22 protein-coding genes are annotated in these 21,759 nt (G+C 67.2%); 10 read left to right on the plus strand and 12 right to left on the minus strand.

Features of this window, described 5'->3' with window-relative positions; all coding sequences use genetic code 11:
• The first annotated feature begins 125 nt into the window (after nt 1-125).
• Together AC0IXR_RS17425 and AC0IXR_RS17430 are read left to right on the plus strand one after the other, a co-directional pair.
• Entirely contained in the window at nt 126-1,127 is a 1,002-nt protein-coding gene (locus tag AC0IXR_RS17425; RefSeq protein ID WP_471761607.1) for an alpha/beta fold hydrolase, read from the plus strand.
• A 27-nt stretch (nt 1,128-1,154) separates the two neighbouring features.
• Complete coding sequence (locus AC0IXR_RS17430; protein WP_471761608.1) at nt 1,155-2,021, plus strand: NAD(P)-dependent oxidoreductase; 867 nt, start codon at nt 1,155-1,157, stop codon at nt 2,019-2,021.
• 51 nt (nt 2,022-2,072) lie between these two features.
• Here the strand turns inward: AC0IXR_RS17430 and AC0IXR_RS17435 are convergent, their stop codons facing one another.
• From AC0IXR_RS17435 to AC0IXR_RS17445, 3 genes are read right to left on the minus strand one after another with little or no spacing between them, the layout of a single operon-like run.
• On the minus strand, nt 2,073-2,558 hold the full coding sequence (locus tag AC0IXR_RS17435) for an MmcB family DNA repair protein (RefSeq protein ID WP_419952357.1): 486 nt from the start codon (nt 2,556-2,558) through the stop codon (nt 2,073-2,075).
• A 50-nt stretch (nt 2,559-2,608) separates the two neighbouring features.
• Nucleotides 2,609-3,424 (minus strand): cobalamin-binding protein, encoded by an 816-nt coding sequence (locus tag AC0IXR_RS17440; RefSeq protein WP_471761609.1) that lies wholly within the window; start codon nt 3,422-3,424, stop codon nt 2,609-2,611.
• Nucleotides 3,425-3,430: 6 nt separating this feature from the next.
• Nucleotides 3,431-3,952: a DedA family protein gene (locus AC0IXR_RS17445; protein WP_056257668.1), complete on the minus strand. Its 522-nt coding sequence runs from the start codon at nt 3,950-3,952 to the stop codon at nt 3,431-3,433.
• Between the two features lie 167 nt (nt 3,953-4,119).
• Here AC0IXR_RS17445 and pdxY point away from each other — a divergent pair, with 167 nt between their 5' ends.
• The 3 genes from pdxY to AC0IXR_RS17460 are packed head-to-tail and all read left to right on the plus strand — an operon-like array spanning nt 4,120 to nt 6,615.
• Nucleotides 4,120-4,968: a pyridoxal kinase PdxY gene (pdxY, locus tag AC0IXR_RS17450; protein ID WP_056428789.1), complete on the plus strand. Its 849-nt coding sequence runs from the start codon at nt 4,120-4,122 to the stop codon at nt 4,966-4,968.
• Nucleotides 4,969-4,991: 23 nt separating this feature from the next.
• Nucleotides 4,992-5,888, plus strand: coding sequence for a PhzF family phenazine biosynthesis protein (locus AC0IXR_RS17455; RefSeq protein ID WP_471761610.1), 897 nt, complete (start codon nt 4,992-4,994; stop codon nt 5,886-5,888).
• Nucleotides 5,881-6,615: an NUDIX hydrolase gene (locus AC0IXR_RS17460; RefSeq protein WP_471761611.1), complete on the plus strand. Its 735-nt coding sequence runs from the start codon at nt 5,881-5,883 to the stop codon at nt 6,613-6,615. Before AC0IXR_RS17455 ends, AC0IXR_RS17460 begins: the two co-directional genes overlap by 8 nt.
• Nucleotides 6,616-6,654: 39 nt before the next feature.
• Here the strand turns inward: AC0IXR_RS17460 and AC0IXR_RS17465 are convergent, their stop codons facing one another.
• From AC0IXR_RS17465 to AC0IXR_RS17475, 3 genes are read right to left on the minus strand one after another with little or no spacing between them, the layout of a single operon-like run.
• Nucleotides 6,655-7,347, minus strand: a complete 693-nt coding sequence (locus tag AC0IXR_RS17465; protein WP_471761612.1) for a retropepsin-like aspartic protease family protein — start codon at nt 7,345-7,347, stop codon at nt 6,655-6,657.
• On the minus strand, nt 7,344-7,562 hold the full coding sequence (locus AC0IXR_RS17470; RefSeq protein ID WP_471761613.1) for a DUF1289 domain-containing protein: 219 nt from the start codon (nt 7,560-7,562) through the stop codon (nt 7,344-7,346). The genes AC0IXR_RS17465 and AC0IXR_RS17470 overlap by 4 nt, the downstream gene beginning before the upstream one ends.
• Before the next feature lie 53 nt (nt 7,563-7,615).
• Nucleotides 7,616-8,446: an adenosylcobinamide-GDP ribazoletransferase gene (locus AC0IXR_RS17475; protein WP_471761615.1), complete on the minus strand. Its 831-nt coding sequence runs from the start codon at nt 8,444-8,446 to the stop codon at nt 7,616-7,618.
• 99 nt (nt 8,447-8,545) lie between these two features.
• Here AC0IXR_RS17475 and cobT point away from each other — a divergent pair, with 99 nt between their 5' ends.
• Nucleotides 8,546-9,595, plus strand: coding sequence for a nicotinate-nucleotide--dimethylbenzimidazole phosphoribosyltransferase (gene cobT, locus AC0IXR_RS17480; protein ID WP_471761616.1), 1,050 nt, complete (start codon nt 8,546-8,548; stop codon nt 9,593-9,595).
• Between the two features lie 52 nt (nt 9,596-9,647).
• On the opposite strand, the gene AC0IXR_RS17485 is transcribed toward cobT, so the two are convergent.
• Nucleotides 9,648-11,195 (minus strand): sensor histidine kinase, encoded by a 1,548-nt coding sequence (locus AC0IXR_RS17485; protein ID WP_471761617.1) that lies wholly within the window; start codon nt 11,193-11,195, stop codon nt 9,648-9,650.
• 259 nt (nt 11,196-11,454) lie between these two features.
• On the opposite strand from AC0IXR_RS17485, the gene AC0IXR_RS17490 reads away from it, so the two are divergent.
• Together AC0IXR_RS17490 and AC0IXR_RS17495 are read left to right on the plus strand one after the other, a co-directional pair.
• Entirely contained in the window at nt 11,455-11,910 is a 456-nt protein-coding gene (locus tag AC0IXR_RS17490; protein ID WP_056428807.1) for a (2Fe-2S)-binding protein, read from the plus strand.
• 79 nt (nt 11,911-11,989) lie between these two features.
• Nucleotides 11,990-14,206, plus strand: coding sequence for a xanthine dehydrogenase family protein molybdopterin-binding subunit (locus AC0IXR_RS17495; RefSeq protein WP_471761808.1), 2,217 nt, complete (start codon nt 11,990-11,992; stop codon nt 14,204-14,206).
• Nucleotides 14,207-14,244: 38 nt separating this feature from the next.
• Here the strand turns inward: AC0IXR_RS17495 and AC0IXR_RS17500 are convergent, their stop codons facing one another.
• On the minus strand, nt 14,245-15,066 hold the full coding sequence (locus tag AC0IXR_RS17500) for an alpha/beta fold hydrolase (protein ID WP_471761618.1): 822 nt from the start codon (nt 15,064-15,066) through the stop codon (nt 14,245-14,247).
• 148 nt (nt 15,067-15,214) lie between these two features.
• On the opposite strand from AC0IXR_RS17500, the gene AC0IXR_RS17505 reads away from it, so the two are divergent.
• Nucleotides 15,215-15,835: a uracil-DNA glycosylase family protein gene (locus AC0IXR_RS17505; RefSeq protein ID WP_056428812.1), complete on the plus strand. Its 621-nt coding sequence runs from the start codon at nt 15,215-15,217 to the stop codon at nt 15,833-15,835.
• Between the two features lie 67 nt (nt 15,836-15,902).
• On the plus strand, nt 15,903-16,601 hold the full coding sequence (pyrF, locus tag AC0IXR_RS17510) for an orotidine-5'-phosphate decarboxylase (RefSeq protein ID WP_471761619.1): 699 nt from the start codon (nt 15,903-15,905) through the stop codon (nt 16,599-16,601).
• Between the two features lie 13 nt (nt 16,602-16,614).
• On the opposite strand, the gene AC0IXR_RS17515 is transcribed toward pyrF, so the two are convergent.
• From AC0IXR_RS17515 to AC0IXR_RS17530, 4 genes are all read right to left on the minus strand, one after another.
• Nucleotides 16,615-17,283, minus strand: a complete 669-nt coding sequence (locus tag AC0IXR_RS17515; RefSeq protein WP_311276212.1) for a TetR/AcrR family transcriptional regulator — start codon at nt 17,281-17,283, stop codon at nt 16,615-16,617.
• Nucleotides 17,284-17,734: 451 nt separating this feature from the next.
• The gene (locus tag AC0IXR_RS17520; RefSeq protein WP_056428824.1) at nt 17,735-17,932 is read right to left on the minus strand and encodes a hypothetical protein; all 198 of its coding nucleotides are present in this window, start codon (nt 17,930-17,932) and stop codon (nt 17,735-17,737) included.
• Between the two features lie 153 nt (nt 17,933-18,085).
• Complete coding sequence (locus tag AC0IXR_RS17525) at nt 18,086-19,879, minus strand: NADPH-dependent assimilatory sulfite reductase hemoprotein subunit (protein WP_471761620.1); 1,794 nt, start codon at nt 19,877-19,879, stop codon at nt 18,086-18,088.
• 79 nt (nt 19,880-19,958) lie between these two features.
• A complete protein-coding gene (locus AC0IXR_RS17530; protein ID WP_471761621.1) occupies nt 19,959-21,728 on the minus strand; it encodes a diflavin oxidoreductase in 1,770 nt (589 codons plus the stop codon).
• Nucleotides 21,729-21,759 lie beyond the last annotated feature (31 nt).

The following is a 21,759-nucleotide window of genomic DNA, read 5'->3' on the forward strand; positions in this document are numbered from 1 at the left end:
TATTGAGAGGGTCTGCCTCGTGCGTCATCGCACAGAGCCGTGAACGATCCCTGCTCGCTTCGGCAAGTGCCCTATGTCACCCATCGATCGCAAAGACATCATCGAGGCGTTCCATCGGGGATCACATGCGTCTGGCGACCTTCCTGCTCGGCTTCCTTCTCGCGGTCACGCCCTCTCTCACGAGAGCCGACGATGCCGGGCCCCTGGGAATTGGCCTGGAGGGCTTTGCCTATCCCCACCCCGTCTGGTTTCTCGACCTGACGCGCGACAACGAGCGGCAGCGCCTCGCCTACATGGATGTCACGCCGACAGGGACGCCGAACGGACGCACCGTTCTGCTGCTGCACGGCCGTAATTTCCCGTCGAATTACTGGGAGCCGGTGATCGGTGCCCTGGCGGGGGCGGGCTACCGCGTGGTCGTCCCCGACCAGCTCGGCTTCGGTAAATCGTCGAAGCCGGTGGGACCGTTCAGCTTCGACGTGATGGCGGCGGAAACCGTATCGCTTCTCGATGCCCTCAATCTCCCGCGCGTCGATGTCGTCGCGCATTCCATGGGCGGTATGCTGGCCGCCCGACTTGCCCGAAACGCGCCGAGCCGGGTGAACAGCCTCGTCCTCGAAGCGCCGATCGGTCTCGAGGATTATCGCTTCACCGTCCCGCCCGTTTCCAACGACACGCTTCTCCGCATCGAAGGCGGTGTCACCGCGGACGTCTACCGGCGCCAGCTGATGACGAATTACGCGCTGTCGCTACCCTCCACGGCGATCGAGCCCTTCGTGGCGATCCGCGAGCGCGTGAAGGGTTCGGGCGAATATCCGCGCTGGCTCCAATCCTTCGTCAATTCCTACCAGATCATCTGGGGCCAGCCGGTGGTGCATGAGATCCCGCTGATCGCCGCGCCGACCCTGTTCATCATGGGCGCAAACGATCGCAACGCACCGGGCAAGCCCTTCGCCCCCGAAAACCTGCGCGCCGCCATGGGCGACAATGCCGGACATGCCAAGAGCCTGGCGGCCCGGATGCCGGATGGGCGCGCGGTCGTCTTCGAGGGTGTCGGCCACCTCGTCCATATGGAAGCGACCGATCGCTTCAACGCCACGATGATCGAATTTCTCAACGGCCATTGAACCGGGACGAACAAAGGGAGCCCTCGGATGGATGTCGGCGTGATCGGGTTGGGCCGGATGGGCCGGGGCATGGTGCAGAGCCTCGTCCGGGGCGGTCACCGGGTGAGAGTCTGGAACCGGACGGCATCCGCCGCCGACGGTCTAGACGGGGTGACAGTCGCGCATAGCGCAGCGGACGCTTTCACCGGGGACGCGGCGATCACCATGCTCGCCGACGACGCGGCCCTGCGTTCGGTGATCGTGGAGGGCGGACTGCTCGATTCCGGCACGCGGCCCGGCCTGCATCTCAGCATGAGCACGATCTCGGTGGCGCTCGCGCAGGAGCTCACCGCGATCCACGAGCGGGCCGGCGTGCCCTATATCGCCGCCCCCGTCTTCGGCAGGCCGGACGTGGCGCAGAACGGTGCCCTGAACATCGTCGTCGCCGGAGACCCGGATGTCATCGCGCTGGCGCAACCGCTGCTCGACGCCCTCGGTACGAAGACTTGGCCCTTCGGAACCGAGCCGTACCGGGCCAATGCGGTGAAGCTCGCGGGCAACTTCATGCTGATCGCGGCCATCGAGGCCATGGGCGAAGCCGCCGCCTTCGCCGAAGGGCATGGCGTCGCCGGTGCCGATCTCCTCGACCTTCTCACCAACACGCTGTTCGCCTCGCCGGTCTACAAGGGCTACGGCGCATCCATCGCCGCCGGGCGTTACGAGCCACCGGGCTTCGGTCTGAGGCTCGGGCTCAAGGATATCGGCCTCGCTCTCGCGGCATCGGGTCAGGCCGGCGTACCGATGCCTTTCGCCAGCGTGCTGCGCGACAACCTCATCGACGCCGTCAGCCACGGCGACGGCGACAAGGATCTCGCCGCCCTGGCGCTGGTCTCGGCGCGGCGAAGCGGGCGGTAGGCCGATCCCGGGGGCGGCCGGGTTACAAGACTGGGGCAGCTTCCTGCTTGGTTAAAGCGCCCCCTCCCGCACCGCCCCCGGATCGGCGAGCGAGTGAAGCAGCCGCGCGGCGGAATGGGCGAAGCGCAGGGTCACCGCCTTGCGGCGGGCGCCGCTCAGCACATGGTCGACCGGGTCGCGCAGGATCGCGGCGCTGTAGCCGTCGGCGATGATCAGCCCGGCTTCCTCGGGCGTCAGCCCTTCGGGGAGGGAATCGGGAACGGCGAAATAGAAGCGGTCGCAATAGTCCCGGTAATCCGGCCACTTCTTGTCGGCGCGGAAGTCGGCGACGCTGGATTTGATCTCCACGATGGTCAGCCGGCCGGCCGGGCACAGGGCGATGATGTCCGCCCGCCTGCCATTGGCGAGGGAGAATTCCGGGATCGTCACATGGCCGAGGTCGGCGAATAGCCGGCGGACCCCGCGCTGGACCTGGAGCGCGGTCGCCGATTGCCGGCGGTCCGGCGGCAGAACGAGATGGGCGAGGGCTGCTGACATGGCTTCGCTTGGGGAGAGTGCGGTGGCGAATCGACTGTCCCGCCAGGGAATCAGGTCGGCCCGCCCTTGTCACCTGCGGCAGCCTGCCCGCCCGCCAGTGCGGCGCGGATCGCGTCGAACCCATCGGTCAGCGCCGCCGGCCCGGGCTGCAGTATCAGAGGCGACTTGATCTCGTGGATACGTCCCGCCGCCACGGCGGGGATCGCATCCCAGCCCGGGCGCTCGCGGATCCGCGCCACGTTCACCCGCTTGCCGCACCACGAGGCGAGGATGACGTCCGGCTGCGCGGCGATCACCTGTTCGGAGGTGACGATCCTGTCCTTGCCCGCCGGCTGGCGGGCGAGGTCGGGAAAGACGTCGTCGCCGCCGGCATAGCCGATGAATTCGGAGACCCAGCCGATGCCAGAGATCATCGGCTCGTCCCATTCCTCGAAATAGACCTTCAGGCGGGGCGGGCCGGCATTGTCGAGGGCGGCGGCGCCGAGGCGGTGGGCGTAACCCTGGGCCAGCGCGTCGGCCTTCTCGCCGGCGCCGACCAAAGCGCCCACGGTACGGATCATCGCGAGGCAGCCGGCGACGTCGCGCTGGTTGAAAAGATGGACCGAGATTCCGGCGCGGGCGAGGTCGGCGACGATCTCGGCCTGCATGTCGGAAAAGGCGAGGACGAGATCCGGCTGAAGGGCGAGGATCTTCGGCAGGTCGGCGCTGGTGAAGGCCGAGACGCGCGGCTTCTCCTTGCGGACGCGGGCAGGCCGCACGGCATAGCCGGACACGCCGACGATCCTGTCCTCCTCACCCAGCAGATAGAGGGTCTCGACGGTTTCCTCGGTGAGGCAGACGATGCGTTCGGGCGGGAACCGGCGCATGCGGCGTCAGGAGTTGAAGAAGCTGATGACGCCCGCGCCCGGCGCGAGCCAGACGAAGGCCCAGACGAAGGCCGAACTCCAATTGGCCAGCTGGAACGGCAGGCGCGGCACCTCGAACATCCCGGCGATGAGTGGCACCACCGCGCGGGCCGGGCCGATGAACCGGCCGATGACGATGCCCCAGGCGCCGTAGCGCCGGCAGAAATCCTCGCCCTTGGCGACCATCTGCGGATAGCGGCTCATCGGCCAGATCGACTTGGCGCCGTGCTGGAAGTAGCGGCCGATCTCGTAGGACACCCAATCCCCGAGCCCGGCGCCGATACCGCCCGCGATCACCATCGGCCAGAACGGGATGCCGCTCGCACCGATAAGCGCGCCGATGGCCACCAGCAGCACCGTGGCGGGGACCAGGATCGACAGGAAAGCCAGCGATTCGCAGAAGGCGAGCACCGCGATGATGAGGGGTGCCCATTCCTTGTGCGTCTCCACGAAGGTCAGGATCGTGGTCTTCAGCGCTTCGAAATCCATGGATGCCCCTGCTCGTCGCGCACGATGTGCGGGAAGGCCGCGATTCCGGCAAGGGTCGATCTCGTCACGGACGAGCCTCGCGTCGGTTGTGAATGCACCGCAGGGCGAAACCGGCTACGACGCTGATCGTCGCGCTCGCACCCGTCGAAGCAAAGCCTGATACGCCGATGAGAATTCTATCGATCCAGTCGCACGTCGCCTTCGGCCATGTGGGCAATGCCTCGGCGGTGTTCCCGATGCAGCGGCTCGGCGTCGAGGTCTGGCCGATCCATACCGTGCAGTTCTCCAACCATACCGGCTACGGCGCCTGGCGCGGCCGTGTGTTCGACGGGCCGATGATCGAGGACCTCGTGCTCGGTATCGCGGAGCGCGGCATGCTCGGGCAATGCGACGGCGTCCTGTCCGGCTATATGGGCTCGGCCGATATCGGCACCGCCATCGTGCGGGCCGTGGCGGCGGTGCGGAGTGCCAACCCGAAGGCGCTGTATTGCTGCGATCCGGTGATGGGCGATACCGGGCGAGGCATCTATGTCCGCCCCGGCATACCTGAATTCCTGCGGGATCAGGCTCTGCCCGCCGCCGACATCGTCACCCCGAACCAGTTCGAGCTGAACTTCCTGTCGGGCCTGCCTACCGGCACCCTCGGCGAGGCCAAGGCCGCGGTGGCGGCGATCCAGGCTTTGGGGCCGCGCGTCGTGCTGGTGACGTCCCTGGTCACCGAGGACACCCCGTCCGAGTCCATCGACCTGATGGCGGGGGAGGGCGGCCTGTTCTGGCGCCTGCGCACCCCGCGCCTCGCCCTCGACGTGAACGGAGCCGGCGACGCCATCGCGGCCCTGTTCCTCGTTCATTACGCCCGCACGGGCTCGGCGGCTTTGGCTTTGGGCATGGCCGGTGCTTCGGTCTACGGGCTCCTGCGCCGCACGGCCGAGGCGGGTTCGCGCGAGATCCTCACAGTCGACGCGCAGGACGAGTTCGTGGCACCCAGCGAGACGTTTCCCGTAGAGCCGATCTGATGGTCAACGAAAAGGAACAGCCGATGAGCCGCCGCTTCGTCACCCTCGACGTCTTCACCGACACGCCCTTTGCTGGGAATCCGCTGGCCGTGGTGCTAGATTCGGAAGGGCTCGACGACGCGGCGATGCAGCGGATCGCGGGCGAGTTCAACCTGTCCGAGACGGTGTTCGTGCTGCCGCCGACGGAAGCGCGCCACAAGGCTCGCCTCCGCATTTTCACGCCCGCGCGCGAGCTTCCGTTCGCCGGGCACCCGACGCTCGGGGCGGCGATCCTGCTGGCGTTGCACGATGCGAAATCCGGCCTCACCGACGCCACCGCCTTCGGTCTCGAAGAGACGATCGGTACCGTGGCCTGCGTCGTCGAAGCGGGCGAGGGGCGTGGCCGTGGGCGCTTCAAGCTCCCGATCCTGCCGCAATACGATGGCGAGGGACCGGACGCGACGCTCCTCGCGCAGATGATCGGGTTGGAGACGCAGGATATCGGCTTCGGGCGTCACGTGCCGAGCCGACACACGGCAGGGCCCGGTTTCCTGTTCGTGCCGGTCAATACGCGGGCGAAACTCGACGCGGCACGTGTGAACCTCGCCGCCTTCTCCACGCTGGATCCTCAGACGGCGCTCTACCTCTACGCCGTGGACCCGGAAGGCCTCGGCCTCCGCTTCCAGACCCGGATGTTCGCGCCGCATCTGGGCGTGATCGAGGACCCAGCGACGGGGTCCGCCGCCGCGGCCTTCGCCGGCGTGATGATGGAGTTCGAGCCTCTCGGTGACGGCGAGCACGATGTCCTGATCCGCCAGGGGGTCGTCATGGGCCGACCGAGCGAGATCGCGCTCCAGCTGGTCATCGAATCCGGAGCCCTCCAATCTGTCGAGATCGGTGGTTCGGCCGTGGTGATGAGCGAGGGGACCTTGCTTGTCTGACGGCTTCACCCTCACGCGGATCGAGGGGGTGACGGCGCGTTTGGTGCCGTTCGCATGGGAATGGGCGCGGGACAACGCGGCTCTCATCTCCGAGAACTGGCGTCGGCGCTGCGCCGCGCGGTCCGGGCTGTTCGACGGACGCGTCCTCCTCGCGAAATCGTGCCGGCTCGAGGGGGCATTCTGTTCCGTCGAGCTGTTCGAGACGTCCTACGCGAGCTTCATCACCCACAAGGATCTCGGCTCGCCCGACCCGACCGTGCTGAACGCCTTCGCGGCCATTGCCCCTCACGGGTCGGATGGCGCCGTGCTTCTCGGTGTCATGGGCGCTCATACGGCCAATGCCGGGCAGGCTTATTTCCCCTGCGGCACGCCGGATCTCGACGACGTGCGTGACGGCGATACGGTCGATCTGGCCGGCAGCGCGGAGCGCGAGTTCGTCGAGGAGACCGGCATGGCACTTCCGGCCGGTGCGCAGAACCGATGGCTTCTGCTTCGCGGAAAGAGCCAGGCGGCATTTCTGCGGCCCGTGACGTTCCCCAATCAGGCGAACGAGCTGCGGCAGGACATGGAGCGCCATCGCCTCACCGAGATCGAGCCGGAACTGGCTGGTTTCATCACGGTCGCGTCCAGCGACGAGATCGACCCCGGGTCGATGCCCGACTTCGTCCAGGCTTACCTTCGCTACGCATTCCCATCGTCGAGCGCGTCCGCATCCTCGAACGGCTGACGCAAAGCCAGGGCTGGAGTCGATATCGCGTGGGCCGCCCTATCGTACCGGGCGCAATACCAGCCGGTCGCCCCGCACCTCGTAGGAGCCGAGCCTGTCGAGAAAGCTCATCCCGAGGAGGTTGCCCGACAATGCGCCGCGCCGGCTCACCAGGGCCGAGACGCGCCGTTCGGTGATCGTGCCCACGGTGAGGCTGTCGAGATAGACGGGCGCGGCCATCGCGGTGCCGTTGGCGGTCGAGACCCGGATCGAGAAGTCGGATTCCGGCGGCGCGATCCCGATGGCGGCCGCGTTCTCCGCCGTGAGCACGACGGAACTCGCGCCCGTATCGAACTGGAAGACCTGGGCACGGCCGTTCACCTCTGCCCGCACGGAGAAGGCCCCGTCCGCCCGGCGGTTGATCGTGACGCTTCCATCGCCGGACGTCACGGCGCTTCCCGGCCGCAGCGTCCCGACAAGGCGATTGCCGACATCCCCGGCCTCCTCCTTGTAGGCGTAGCCCGCGACCAGGGCGACGGTGAGGGCGGCCCAGAACAGCAGCGCCTTCAGGTTGGTGCCGATCTGTTGGCTGAACCGATGCCAGAACCCGGCGAGGAAGATCGTCAGCAGGGTTCCGCTGAAGGCGAGGCGTGCGAGCTGGTCCTTGTCCAGCCCGGCCACCGTGCTCTCACCATCCGAGAGGACGAGAAAGGCGACGATGCCGAGAAGGATCGCGAGGGCGGCGTAGATCATGGCCCGGCCACGGCTTTCCCACGCAGGGGATAAGCGGAGCGGAGGCGATGTCCGAGGGTCGCCATGATGGCTTGCCGCTTCGTCTCCGACAGCGAGCCCCACATCCCGATTTCTTCGCGCGTGCGTCCGCAGCCTTCGCAGAGCCCGGTCGCCGCGTCGAGAATGCAGAGCTTCGTGCAGGGGCTCGAAGCCCTCGGGGCGACAGGCTGGTTCATGGCCGTTCCATGCCCTCAGGCGTGGGTCGCGATCAAGCGCCAAAGTGCCATGGTCAGCGCGGGACCGTCGCCACGAGGCCGAGAAGCGCCGCGATCTCCGCCACCTGCTGGCAGGCTCCGATGACGTCGCCGGTCTGGCCGCCGATCTTTGCGCGGGCCAGGGCGGTGAGGCCGACGGATGCTCCCAGCGCCAGGGCGGGCATCAGCACCATGCCGAGGACGGGCAAGCCGGCGATCCAGCCAATCGCGACGAAGACGAGGGTGAGGGACGCGACGATTGCGATGGTCCGGCGATCGGGCACGCCCACCGACGCGCCCGCCCCGCCGGGACGGGCGGGGCCGAGCAGCACCATCGGCGCGAGCGCGGCGCTGCGCGAAAGGGACGCGGCCAGCAGCAGGGCCATCGCCGCCATGGCCCCGGTGCGATCGAGAAGGGTCGCGAATGCGCCGATCCTCAGGGCGAGGGTCAGGACGAGGGCGACGCCGCCATAGGCACCGATCCGGCTGTCGCGCATGATCTCGATGCGGCGCTCGCGCGTCGTGCCGCCGCCGAACCCGTCCGCCACGTCCGCGAGACCGTCCTCGTGCAGCGCCCCCGTCACCAGCGTCCCCGCCGCCACGGCCAGGGTCGCCGCCAGGAACGGCCCGAGATCCAGCCCCCAGGCGACGAGCAGGATCAGCGCGGAGGGCAGGGCGAGGATGAGACCCGCCACTGGCAGCAGCCGCGGCAGGGTGCGGAAGTCGGGCAAGCGATGCGGGTCGCCCTCGCCGGGAAGGCACGGCACCGGTAGCCTCGAATAGAACCGCAGGCACATAGCGAGATCGTAGGCCAACGAAGCGCCGGGAAACGTATCTTCCGGTTCCAGATCCCGGCCTTGTGTCATGGAGGCCTGCCTTCACCGTTCGCGCCCCGTTGGTTATAGCTCGCCCCACAGGCAGGCCGCCATACCGGACGCGCCGAGACCCAAGGCAAGTTTCGCGCGATGACCCAGACACCCCCGACCCACGATCATTCCGACCAGACGCCGTTCTCGGACATCCGCCGCCTGATCGCCTCCGTGCCGGGCGCGGACCGGGATGCCGTCGCGATGGTGCGCGAGCGGGATGCGCTGCTGACGAAGCCGGCCGGCGCGCTGGGTCGCCTCGAGAACCTCGTCGAATGGCTCGCGGCCTGGCAGGGCAAGGGCCAGCCCAACCTCGACCGCCCCCTCGTCTGCGTTTTCGCCGCCAGCCACGGGGTCACCAAGCGCGGTGTCTCCGCCTTCCCGGCGGAGGTGAACCGCCAGATGCTCGACAATTTCGCGGCGGGCGGCGGCGCGATCAATCAGCTCTGTGCCGCCTACGGCCTCGGCTTCAAGGTCTTCGATCTCGCCATCGACCTTCCCACCGGCGACATCTGCGAAGGGCCGGCCTTCACCGAGAAGGAATGCGTGGCCACCATGGCCTTCGGGATGGAGGCCATCGCCGCGGGCACGGATTGCCTCGGCCTCGGCGAGATGGGAATCGGCAACACCACCATCGCGGCGGCCATCTACGCGGCGCTTTACGGTGGCGAGGCGGCGCATTGGGTCGGGCGTGGCACCGGCGTCGATGCGGCCGGGATCGAGCGCAAGGTCGCGGCCGTGGAGGCCGCGTTGGCCTTCCATGCCGGCCATCTCGACGACCCGCTTCAGGTGCTATCGCGCCTCGGCGGCCGCGAGATCGCCGCCATGGCCGGCGCCATCCTGGCGGCGCGGATGCAACGCATCCCCGTGGTCATCGACGGCTATGTGGCGACGTCGGCCGCTGCGATCCTCCACGCCATCGATCCCACGATGCTGGACCATTGCCTCGCCGGCCATGTCTCGGCGGAGGGGGCCCATGCGGAGGTTCTGGAACGCCTCGGACTGGTGCCGCTGCTGGCTCTCGGCATGCGGCTTGGCGAAGCGTCGGGCGCCGCCCTCGCCATCGGTCTCCTGAAAGGCGCGCTCGCCTGCCATCGCGACATGGCGACCTTCGCCCAGGCGGGGGTATCGGGGCGCAGCGAGGGCTGAAACCGGCGCGACCCGCCGCGCGGATCTCGACTTCGCGCGGCTCCAGCCCGGTTCAGGCTGCGCGGGCCGCGCTTCGGCGGCCGCGCAGGGTCGTCCCCGAATCCGTTTCCTCGGGGAGGTTGAGGGCGGGCAGCGTGTCCATCACGCGGCTCGCCGGGAAGATCACCACGACCTCCGTCCCCTCGCGCGGCTTGGATTTGAGGTGGAAGTTGCCGCCATGCAGGTCGACCAGCCCCTTCACGATGGGCAGGCCGAGACCCGACCCCTGTTCGGCCGTCTTGATCGCCAGGGAGCCGCGACCGAACGACGACATGACCGTGCCGAGTTCGTCCTCGGGAATGCCCGGCCCGCTATCCTTCACGCTGACATATTGCCCGCCCGACGCGGTCCACCCGACCTTGATCGTGATGTCGCCGCCCGGCGGCGTGAATTTCACCGCGTTGGACAGGAGGTTGAGCACGATCTGGCGCAAGGCCCTCTCATCCGCCCAGATGCGGGGGAGGGCGGGATCGATGAATTCGTGGAAGGCCTGACCCTTTCCACGCGCCCGCAAGGCGACCATGTGGCGGCACTCGTCCACCGCATGGGCAAGCTGGATCGCCTCCTCGTTGAGCTCGTAGCGCCCTGCCTCGATGCGCGACAGGTCGAGGATTTCGTTGATGAGGTTGAGCAGGTGCATCCCGCTATCGTGGATGTCGCCGGCATATTCCTTGTACGACGGAGCCACGTGGGCGCCGAAAACCTCGTTCTTCATCACCTCCGAGAACCCCAGGATGGCGTTCAGCGGCGTCCGCAACTCGTGGCTCATGGTCGCGAGAAAGCGCGACTTGGCGAGATTGGCCTCCTCCGCGCGCCGCCGCGCCTCGTCGGAATTGCCCTTCGCCTGTTCCAGTTCGATGAAGATCGCGTCCTTTTCCGCCTGCGATTTCAGCGCCCCCACGGCCGACGCGTAGACGCGGCGGGCGAGCCCGAGGAAGAAGATCTGCGATCCGACCACCATGGTGACGAGCAGGATCGTGTCCATGTCCTGCGAGAACGCCAGCAGGGAGAGCGCCGCCAGGATCAGCGGAAGCAGCGCGGCGGCGGCGGCGGCGGGCAGTGTCGCCGCCAGCATCGCGGCCACCGCGGCGGCGATGACGAGGCCGAACAGTACGAAAATGCGGGCGCTAGGCGCGGCCACGAGGATCATCAAGGCCCATGCCGAACTCTGGACGATCTCGCTCAGCATGAAGGCGCTGCGCCAGCGTCTCACCGAGACCGTGTCCGCGGCTTGCCGGAGGAAATGTTTGGTCAATCCCATCGAGAGGCCGACGCCGCAGATCAGGCAGACGGCCCAGGACAGGGCGATGGGAATCGGCACCCACAGGGAGGACGCCCCGGCGATGACGAGGCCCAGGACGGCATGGGTCAGCCCGGCCCCCGAGCGGTACTCGGCATAGATCCGGAGCAGCTCGTAATCGAAGGCGCGTTCGAGCCCGTTCGTCGAGGTCAGCCGCTCGCGTGCCGAACGGATGTCGCGGGCCACTTTGCGGCGGCGAACGGATTCCGGTGCCGAAGGACCGCGTCCACGCTGAACCATCTCCGCTGTCAGGTCCGACATCACCGTCTTGGGGATCTTGCGAGGGAAAACGGAGGTCGAAAGGACCTCGGCCTGTCGGTGCAGCGACAAGGCCAAGGTGCGCCAGATACGTTAAGAACGGCCTGCCGCGATCCGAACACTTGTCTCTAAATCGCGTGGCTTCACTCCGCTGGCACCTATGCAGGCCCCCATCCGGCTGCCCGCCTGGTGTGCGAAAGCGCACATTTCCCGGATCGATTCAGTATTTAGAAGTAGTCGAACTTAAAGTCGGAGAGATGTCATGCTGAAGCTGAATGTCGACGGTGCGTCGCATGAAGTCGATGCCGATCCCGACATGCCGCTCCTCTGGGCGTTGCGCGATCATCTGGGCAAGACCGGTACGAAATATGGGTGCGGCATCGCTCAGTGCGGCGCCTGCACGGTGCATCTCGACGGCCAGCCCGTTCGCTCCTGCCAGACCCGCATCGGCGATGTGGGCGAGGCGAAGATCACGACGATCCAGGGTGTGTCTGGGCGGGTGGCGGAGGCGGTCCAGACCGCGTGGCGCGGCCTCGATGTGGTCCAGTGCGGTTATTGCCAATCGGGTCAGATCATGTCGGCCATCGGTCTGCTTTCGACCACGCCGAAGCCGAGCGACGCCGAGATCGACAGTGCCATGGACGGCAACATCTGCCGCTGCGGCACCTATCAGCGTGTCCGCGCCGCGATCCACGAAGCCGCGCGCTCCCTCGCCTGATCCGCACCGAAGGCCGGCCCAAGGGCCGGCACTCTCCTGAACCCATGCAATGCCCGCCGTCGTCGCCCTGGAGGAAGCCATGCTGAAGGTCCGTCAGACCAAATCCGAGGCGGCCGCCCCCCGTCCGTCGCGCCGCGCCTTCCTCGGCGGAGCCGGCGTCGCGGCCGGCGCCCTGGTGATCGGCTTCACCCTCGACCCCGCCAAGCCGGTGCGCGCGGCGGCGGGGCCCGATCTCTCCTCCGCCCCTGCTCAACCCAACGCCTTCGTGCGGATCGCCGCCGACGACACCGTCACCGTACTGATCAAGCATCTGGATATGGGGCAGGGCAATACGACGGGTCTCGCCACCATCCTGGCCGACGAACTCGATGCCGACTGGTCGCGCGTGCGCGTGGCCTTCGCTCCCGCCGATGCGAAGCTCTACAACAACCTTCTGATGGGGCCGATCCAGGGGACCGGCGGTTCGACCGCGGTGGCCAATTCCTGGTTCCAGCTTCGCAAGGCCGGTGCCGCCGCCCGCGCGATGCTCGTCACCGCGGCGGCCGAGAAATGGTCCGTCCCGGCCTCCGAGATCACGGTCTCGAACGGCACGGTCAGTCACCTCGCCTCGAAGCGCGAGGAGCGGTTCGGCGCCCTGGCGGAAGCCGCCGCGGCGGTGCCCGTGCCACAGCAGCCGAAGCTGAAGGACCCGAGCCAATGGGTTCATATCGGCAAGAAGCGTCCGCGCCTCGACTCCGCTGCCAAGACCGACGGCACCGCGATCTATTCCATGGACATCCGCCGGCCGGGCCAGGTGACGGCGGTGGTGGCACATGCCCCGCGTTTCGGCGGCATTGTGTCGAAGGTCGACGACAAGGCCGCGCGTGCGGTGCCGGGCGTCATCGATGTGGTGACGATCCCCACGGGCGTCGCCGTTCTCGCCAAGGATACGTGGTCGGCCATGAAGGGCCGCGACGCTCTCTCGGTCACCTGGGATGAGAGCGCTGCGGAGAAGCGCTCCTCGGACACGATCCTCGCCGAGTATCGCGAGACGGCCAAGCGCCCCGGAATCGTCGCGTCGGAGAAGGGCGATCCCGCCGCCGCTCTCGCCGGTTCGGCCAAGGTCATCGAGGCGGAATTCACCTTCCCCTACCTCGCCCACGCGGCCATGGAGCCGCTGAACGCCACGATCGAGCGCGCGTCCGACGGCAGCTACGACATCTATGCCGGCCTGCAATTCCAGACGATCGAACAGGCGGTCGCCGCCGCGACCCTCGGCGTGACGGCCGACAAGGTCAGGCTGCACACCCAATGGGCCGGCGGATCGTTCGGGCGACGGGCGACGCCGACGGCCGATTACATCGCCGAGGCGGCCTCCATCATGAAGGCCACCGGCGGCAAGGCACCGGTCCATCTGGTCTGGACCCGCGAGGACGACATGGCGGGCGGCTATTACCGCCCCATGGTGCTCCACACCCTCAAGGCCGGGATCGACGCCAAGGGCGCCGTCACCGGCTGGCAGCACCGGATGGTGGGCAAATCGATCATGATCGGATCGCCCTTCGAGGCGATGCTGGTGAAGAACGGCGTCGATTCCACCACCGTCGAGGGCGCATCGGACACGCCCTACGCCATCCCGGCCTACCGGTTCGAGGTCCATAACGCCCGTGAGGGCGTCCCCGTCCTGTGGTGGCGCTCGGTGGGCCACACCCATACGGCGCAGGCGATGGAGGTGTTCATCGACGAGCTGGCCCATGCCGCAGGGGCCGACCCGCTGGCTTACCGCCTCGGGATGCTCGGCGGCGCGCCGCGCCTCTCCGCCGTCCTGAAGCTCGCCGCCGAGAAGGCGGATTGGGCCAAGCGCAGTAGCGGCAAGGGGCAGGGCCTCGGCATCTCGGCGCACGAATCCTTCGGCTCCTACGTGGCGATGGTGGCCGACATCACGGCGGATGGGAGCCATGTGAAGGTCAATCGCATCGTCGCGGCGGTGGATGTGGGCATCGCCGTCAACCCCGACGTGATCCGCGCCCAGGTGGAGGGGTCTGTGGGCTTCGCGCTCTCCTCCGTGCTGCGCAACAGGATCACGCTGACGGACGGGGTGGTGCAGGAGAAGAACTTCGACGCCTACGAGCCGACGCGCATGAGCGAGATGCCGGTGGTGGAGGTCCATATCGTGGCCTCCGACGTTGCCCCGACCGGCATCGGCGAGCCCGGCGTGCCCGTCATCGCCCCGGCGATCTCGAACGCGATCTTTGCCGCGACGGGCCAGAGGCTGCGCTCGCTGCCCCTCGACCTGAGCGGGTTGAAGGGGGTCTGAGCCCGACCGCGAGCGCGCCTCCGCCAGTCGCGGCGGCGTCAGCGCCTCAGGAAATCGATGAGGTCCGTCGTCAAACGCTCGTGATGGGTGAGCGGGATCGCGTGCGGAGCCCCCTCGTAGATTTCGAATTCGGCGCTCGGCACGGCTGAGGCCGCGACCTTTCCGGTGACGTCGATCGGCACCGTCTGGTCGGCATCGCCATGGATGATCAGGCAGGGCACCGTCACCTTCGCCATGTCGGGACGGAAATCGGTCTCGGAGAAGGCCTTCACGCAGGCGATGGTGGCCTTGGGCGAGGCCAGCATGGCGACCTGGCCGGCCCAGGCGATCATCTCGGGCGATGCCGGCGAGGTGAACATGCCGGCACCGAAGAATCCCTTGTTGAAATTGGCGAGGAAGGACGGCCGGTCCATCCTCAGCCCGTCGATGATCTCCTCAAACACGCCGGCATCCACGCCGTCGGGATGGTCCGGGGTCTTCAGCATCATCGGCGTCACCGCCGAGATCAGGACCGCCTGGGAGATCCGGTCGCTGCCGTGCCGCGACAGGTAGCGCACTACCTCTCCGCCCCCCATGGAAAAGCCGACCAGGGTCACGTCGGTGAGGTCGAGCGCGTCCAGCATCGCCTTCAGGTCGTCGGCGAACGTATCGTAATCGTAGCCCTGCCACGGCTGCTCCGAGCGTCCGAACCCACGGCGGTCATACGCGATGGTCCGGAAGCCCGCCTCGGCCACGGGTACCATCTGATATTCCCACATATCCGCGTCGAGGGGCCAACCGTGGAGGAACACGACGGGCCGCCCGTGACCCCAATCCTTGTAGTAGAGGCCGGTGCCATCCTGCGCGGTGATGAAGGCCATGGGGTACTCCCTGTGTTTCTCGGTAGGGCATGCTCGTGGGGGAGGCCGTCGTCGTAGGCTCCTCAGACGATTCAAGCGCGGGGTGCGGCCTCTCGTTCCCACGTCCCGTACTCCCAGGATCTCGTGTTCACACTACCTGTCACGACGCATGACCTCGTTCGAATCGACCGCCGCGTCCCTCCGTGCCTGCCGCCTGTGCCGCGATGCGCCGCTCTATGGGGCGCGCCTGCCGCAGGAGCCCAAACCCATCGTCCAGGGCTCGAGTTCGGCGCGTCTCTGCATCGCCAGCCAGGCTCCGGGGAACCGGGCGCACAAGAGCGGTGTCCCGTTCATGGATCCGTCCGGCATCCGCCTGAGGTCGTGGCTCGGCCTGTCCGAGCCGGATTTCTACGACGCCAGCCGGCTGGCCATCGTGCCCATGGGGGCGTGTTTCCCTGGCCTCGACGCGAAGGGGGGCGATAAGCCGCCGCGCCGTGAATGCGCCGAACGCTGGCGGGATACGCTGTTCGAGGGCCTGCCCGAGATGGAGCTCATCCTGGTCATCGGCCAATACGCGCAAGCCTGGCATCTCGGCCGGGTCGAGGGCGGGCTCACCGCCATGGTGCGCAACTGGCGAACCATTCTCGATGAGCCGCGCCGGCCGCGCGTGCTTCCCTTGCCGCACCCGTCCTGGCGGAACAACGGCTGGCTCCGGACCAATCCGTGGTTCGAGGCCGAATTGCTGCCGGTGCTGAAGGAGGAGGTTTCCCGGGTGATGACGCGTGGGTGACAGGGCCGCCCGCGTTGACATGGAGCGCCGTGGCGGCGATCCGTCACCCGATCCCCCGGAGCCTTCCATGTCCCACGCCGCCAACGATCCGCGAGACCGCCTCATCGTCGCCCTCGACCTGCCGAGCGTGGCCGAGGCCGAGGCGCTGGTGGACCGCATCGGCGATGCCGCGACCTTCTACAAGATCGGGTACCGGCTGGCCTATTCCGGTGGCCTTCCCCTGGTGCAGCGGCTTTCGCGAGCGGGCCTGAAGGTCTTCATCGACCTGAAGCTGCACGATATCGGCAATACCGTGGAAGACGGCGTCCGGGCGCTGTCCGACCTCGGCGCGACCTTCCTCACCGTCCATGCCTATCCGCAGACCATGCGCGCCGCCGTTCGGGGTGCCGGCCGGAGCGGGCCGACGATCCTCGCCGTCACCGTCCTCACCTCCTACGATCAGGCCGACGCGGACGAGGCGGGCTACGCCATGCCCATCGCGGATCTGGTGGCTTTGCGCGCAAGGCAGGCGGCCGAGGCCGGGATCGGCGGCATCGTCTGCAGTGCCGTCGAAGCAGCCTCCGTACGGTCCGCCATCGGCCCGTCGCGGCTGATCGTGACGCCCGGCATCCGCCCGGCAGGTGACGATCTCGGCGACCAGAAGCGCGTTCTGACGCCGGCGGCCGCCATGGCGGTGGGGATCGATCACATCGTCGTCGGCCGGCCGATCACCCAGAGCGCCGATCCTCGCGCCGCGGCGCAGGCGATCCTCGCCGAGATGGGCTGATGATCTCGGCGCGCTACAGCGGCTCGGCCGGTTCCCTGGCTTTGACCGGGGTGGTGGTCCCGGCGGGTTCGTGGAGCGCCCGCAACAGGAAGGCGATCATCGCATCGATGGGTGGCGCCGGCGCATTGGGGTACTGACTGACCAGAACGGGATGGCAGTAGCGCGTGATCGCCACGTGCAGGCACGCAGCAGTGGTCGCGGGATCCTCGACCTGGAACTCGCCGCTGCGGACGCCGTCCGTCACCACCCGTTCCAATGCCGCGCCGATCCGGTCGATATGGTGCCGGCACACCCCCCAACTCTCCGTCATGGCGGCTTCCACCATCTCATGGATGCGCGGGTTGTCCTTGCAGCGCTCGATACAGTCGCGGTGAAGCTCCCGGATGATTTCCGCGACCCGCTGGTCCGCGCTGAGGCCGGGAGCCACGGCGATGCCCGCGATCAGTGCCTCGACCTCACGGGTGACGCGTTCGACCACCGCCTCGTTGATGGCTTTCTTCGATTCGAAGAACCGATAGACATTGGCCGGGCTCATCCGGAGCGTCTTGGCGATGTCGGAGACGGTGGTCTTCTGGTAGCCGATCTCGCGAAAGAAACGCTCTGCCGTCGCCAGAATCCTGCATCGTGTCGTGGGGGCCGCGTCTTCCAGGCTCGCCTGCAACGGGTCGACGGTGATTGTCATAAACGGACCCTAAATCTCCTGCCTCCAGCCGTCAAAAACACGGCGTTGAACAGTGGATCATTGCACGGAACAGATGAACGGCGCAGGAATGATCCCAGCGCTAAATCGAAGCGGCTCATCCAAGAAACGGTGAGGTCGGCGGAAGGTCTCATCGGACCATCATGAACGATGGATTTGAGGTGGTGGCCGGCGCACGTCGGGACACCGCGTGGGATGTCCGGAGCCACTCGTGTCTTTACCGCCCAGGGATCGCTGACGGCGACGATCCACGATTGCGGGGCGGCCTACGCGCCGTCAGTGATACGACATTCCGGACAGGAGGCCGGGACCGTCGGCGTTCCCGCGAAGAGATGGGTCGAAGAGGACTGCAATAACGAACGTCGGGCTCACGATACACATGGGCCGTGGCCGAAGCGGACTCTCAGAGCGCGGCCGGCACGCGGGCGAGTGTTTACGAGCCGAACTGCGATCCGAGCTGTTCCAGATACTCGGCCAGGTCCACGCCGCCGACACGCTTGCCGTAATCGAACCGCATGCCCTGTCGGATATCGACGCTCGTCTGCTTCGTCGTCAGCGTGAAGGGCTTCACGCAGATCCAGGCGCCGTCGCGGCGATGTTCGAAGAAATTCAGGATCTCGTGCTTGGCCATCGCAGCCTCCGGTCGAATCTCCAGATCAACCGCTAAGCCGCGTCAGAGTTCAGGCGTCTCGAACTTATATTCGGTCCCCACCTGAGCTTGGCCGTAAAGACAAACCCCCGTGCACTGCAACACTGCCGAAGCAATGCACGGAGGAAGGTTGGTTCAGGCAATAGCCTTCAGGGCGCCGGTCTTCGTATGGAAATCCGGTCCGTTGAAGGTTTTCTCGACATAGCCGGCGCGGATGAGGAAGTCGCCGAAGCGCTCGCCCGCCGTCTTGCCCTGCGCATAGGCCGCGAAGAGCGGATCGAGGATGGTCCTGATCTCGGAGCTGCTCACATCCTCGGCGTAGAGCTTGCCGAGGCGCGAACCATCGAAGGCGGCACCGAGATAGAGGTGGTAGCGCTCCGGGCCGCGACCGACGAATCCGATCTCCGCGATGAACGGCCGGGCGCAGCCATTGGGGCAGCCGGTCATGCGGATCGTGATCTCGTCGTCCTGCAGCCCGTGTGAGGCGAGGCTTTCCTCCAGGTCCGTCATCAGGTCCGGCAGGTAGCGTTCGCTCTCGGCGAGCGCCAATCCGCAGGTCGGCAGGGCGACGCAGGCGATGGAATTGCGACGCAGGGCACTGGCGCCCTTCTGCATCCCGTACTCGTCCACCAGCGCCTCGATCTCCGCACGCTTCTCGGACGGCACGTTGGCGATGATGACATTCTGGTTGCCGGTGAGGCGGAAGTCGCCCTCGTGGATCTCCGCGATCCGGCGCAGGCCCGCCAGGAGCTTCGGCCCGTCGCCGAGATCGTCCTTGATGCGGCCCGATGGGACGTAGAGGGTCAGGTGGTGGCGGCCATAGTCACCCTCGGTCCAGCCGAAGCGGTCGCCGTTGCCCGTGAAGGTGAAGGGCTTCGGGTCGGAGAGGGGCTTGCCGAAGCGCTTCTCCACCTCGGCGCGGAAGGCCGCGAGGCCATAGCGCTCGATCGTGTATTTCAGACGGGCGTTCTTGCGGTTCTTGCGGTTGCCCCAGTCGCGCTGGACCGTCATCACCGCCTCGGCGACCCGCACCGCTTCGTCCGGCTTGCAGAACAGCATCACATCGGCGGTGCGCGGGAACGTGTCCGGCTCGCCATGGGTCATGCCCATGCCGCCGCCGACCGTGACGTTCCAGCCGGTGACTTTGTTCTTCTTGTCGAGGATCGCGATGAAGCCGAGATCATGGGCGAAGACGTCGACTTCGTTCGACGGCGGCACCGCGATGACGATCTTGAACTTACGCGGCAGGTAGGTCTTGCCGTAGACGGGCTCGAATTCCGGTTCGCCGCCGATCACCTTCTCGCCATCGAGCCAGATCTCGCGCCAGGCATTGGTCTTCGGCAGGAGCGTGTCGGAGATCGCCTTGCCGAGATCGTATGCCGCCTTGTGGGCACCCGATTGGGCCGGATTCGTCGATGCCATGACGTTGCGGTTCACGTCGCCGCACGCCGCGATGGTATCGAGCAGGGCCGCGTCGATGGCGGCCATGGTCCGCTTGAGGTTCGACTTGATGACGCCGTGATACTGGAAGGTCTGGCGGGTCGTCGCCCGCAACGTGCCGTTGGCGTAGGTGGTGGCGATGTTGTCGAGGACGAGCCATTGCTTGGGCGTCACGACGCCGCCGGCAATGCGCAGGCGGATCATGAAGCTGTAGGCCTTGTCGAGCTTTTTCTTGGTACGCTCGGGGCGCAGGTCGCGATCGTCCTGCAGGTACATCCCGTGGAACTTCACGAGCTGGCCGTCATCCTCGGAGATCGCCCCGGTGGCATGCTTGAGCAGGCCATCCGCCAGGGTGCCGCGCAGGAAGCCGCTCGCGATCTTGATGTGCTCGTTATGCGCGAGGCCCGCCTCGCGGGCCGCGTCGGCCTCGTCGATCGGACGGGTCGTCGGCGGGGTCTCGTAGGTGCGGGGAGGAGTCAGGTCGTCCATGGCGATGATCCGGTCTTTTCAATTCATATTTTGGCGCCGCATGCGCATCCCCATTTGAGCGGGGGAGGAACAACGCGCCCTAGTAGACGTCCTGCTGGTAGCGATGGGCTCGCTCCAGCGCCGCCACTGCGGCTTCCGCATCGGTGTCGCTCAGCGATTTGACCTCGGCATAGGCCTGGACGACGGCGTTGCGCACGTCCTTGGCCATCCGGTTCGCATCGCCGCAGACATAGAGGCTGGCGCCGCCATCGAGCCATTCCACCACTTCCTTGGCGTGCTGGCGGATGCGGTCCTGCACGTAGATCTTCTCTGGCTGGTCGCGGGAGAAGGCGACGTCGATCTTCGTCAACGAGCGGTCTTCCAGGGCGTCCTGCCATTCGAGCTGGTAGAGGAAGTCGTGGGTGAAGTGGCGGTCACCGAAGAAGAGCCACGAGCGGCCGGTGGCCTCGATGGCGCGGCGCTCCTGCACGAAGGCGCGGAACGGGGCGACGCCGGTGCCGGGGCCCACCATGATGATGTCGGTGGCCGGGTCCTGCGGCAGGCGGAAATGCCGGTTCGGCTTCAATTTCACCCGCAGCTTGGCGCCGTTCTTGATCCGGTCGGCCACATGGACCGAGGCGACGCCCGACCGGGAGCGGCCATGGCTGTCGTACCGAACGGCGACGATGAGGAGATGGACCTCGTCGCCCACTTCCTTGCGCGAGGAAGCGATGGAATAGGCCCGCGGCGGCAGGGGCCGCGTGATGGTGTTGAGATGCTCGGCCGAGAACGTCGCGGGAAAGGTCTCGATGAGATCGATGAGGTGGCGACCTTCGATCCAGGCTTTCACCTCACCGCTGTCGATGAGCTTCTGCGCTTCGGAATGGCCCGTCGCCTTCACGAATCGCTCCACCGTGGTGGCCGACAACGTGGTGATGTCGCGCTCCGCCAAGAGAGCCTTGCGCAGGCTCTCGTCCCCGGAGAGATTCGTCGCCTTGAGGATCTCCTCCACGAGGGCCGGATCGTTCTCCGGGTAGATCTCCAGCGAATCGCCGGGCTCGTAGGCGGGGGCACCGTCCGGGAATTCGAGCGCGAGGTGGATCGTCTCCTTGTCCGAAAGCGACGAGTTGAGGTTGATGTGATCCACCACCTCGACCACGACCGGTTCGCGGCTCGGCTCGGCATCGTCGTCCTCGACGGCGGCGCGGCCGGCGAAATCGACCGCCACGACGTTGTCGGCGCTCGGCGCGGGCGCCAGAGCCTTCAGGGTGTTCTTGATCCAATCGGCGGCGGGCTTGTCGAAATCGAGATCGAGATCGGCGCGGTCCACACTACGCTTTCCGCCCAGCGCCTCGAACCGCGCATCGAGCGCCTTCCCGATGGCGCAGAACTCCACATAGGAAGTGTCGCCGAGCGCCAGCACGCCGAAATTCACGCCGTCGAGGCGAGGGGCGCCGTCGCCCATCAATTCGTTATAGGCGCGGGTGGCGCGGGCCGGAGGCTCACCCTCGCCCCAGGTGGCGGCGATGGCGATCACGTTCTTCGCGCCGGGCAGCGTCGCGATGTCGAGGTCGGCGAAATCCACCACTTTTGGCTTGAAGCCGCTTTTCTTGGCCAGCTTGGCCACGGTGCCGGCCAGTGCTTCGCAATTGCCGGATTCACTTGCGTAGATGATCGTCAACGGCTCGGATGCCTTCGGCGGCGCGGCGGGTGCCACGGCATTCTGGCCGCCGGCCGCATCCAACCCCGCGAGGAAGCCCGCGAGCCAGGCGCGTTGGATCGGCGTCGCTCCGCCGAGGACCGAGTCGAGGCTCGCGCGTTCGCTGTCGTTGAACGGGGCGGTTTGGGGAAGGATCGCTTGTCGTGCCATCGGTAAGCCATGTCGTCCTGAGAGGCCGGCT

It is taken from the genome of Methylobacterium sp. AC832 (assembly GCF_979256025.1).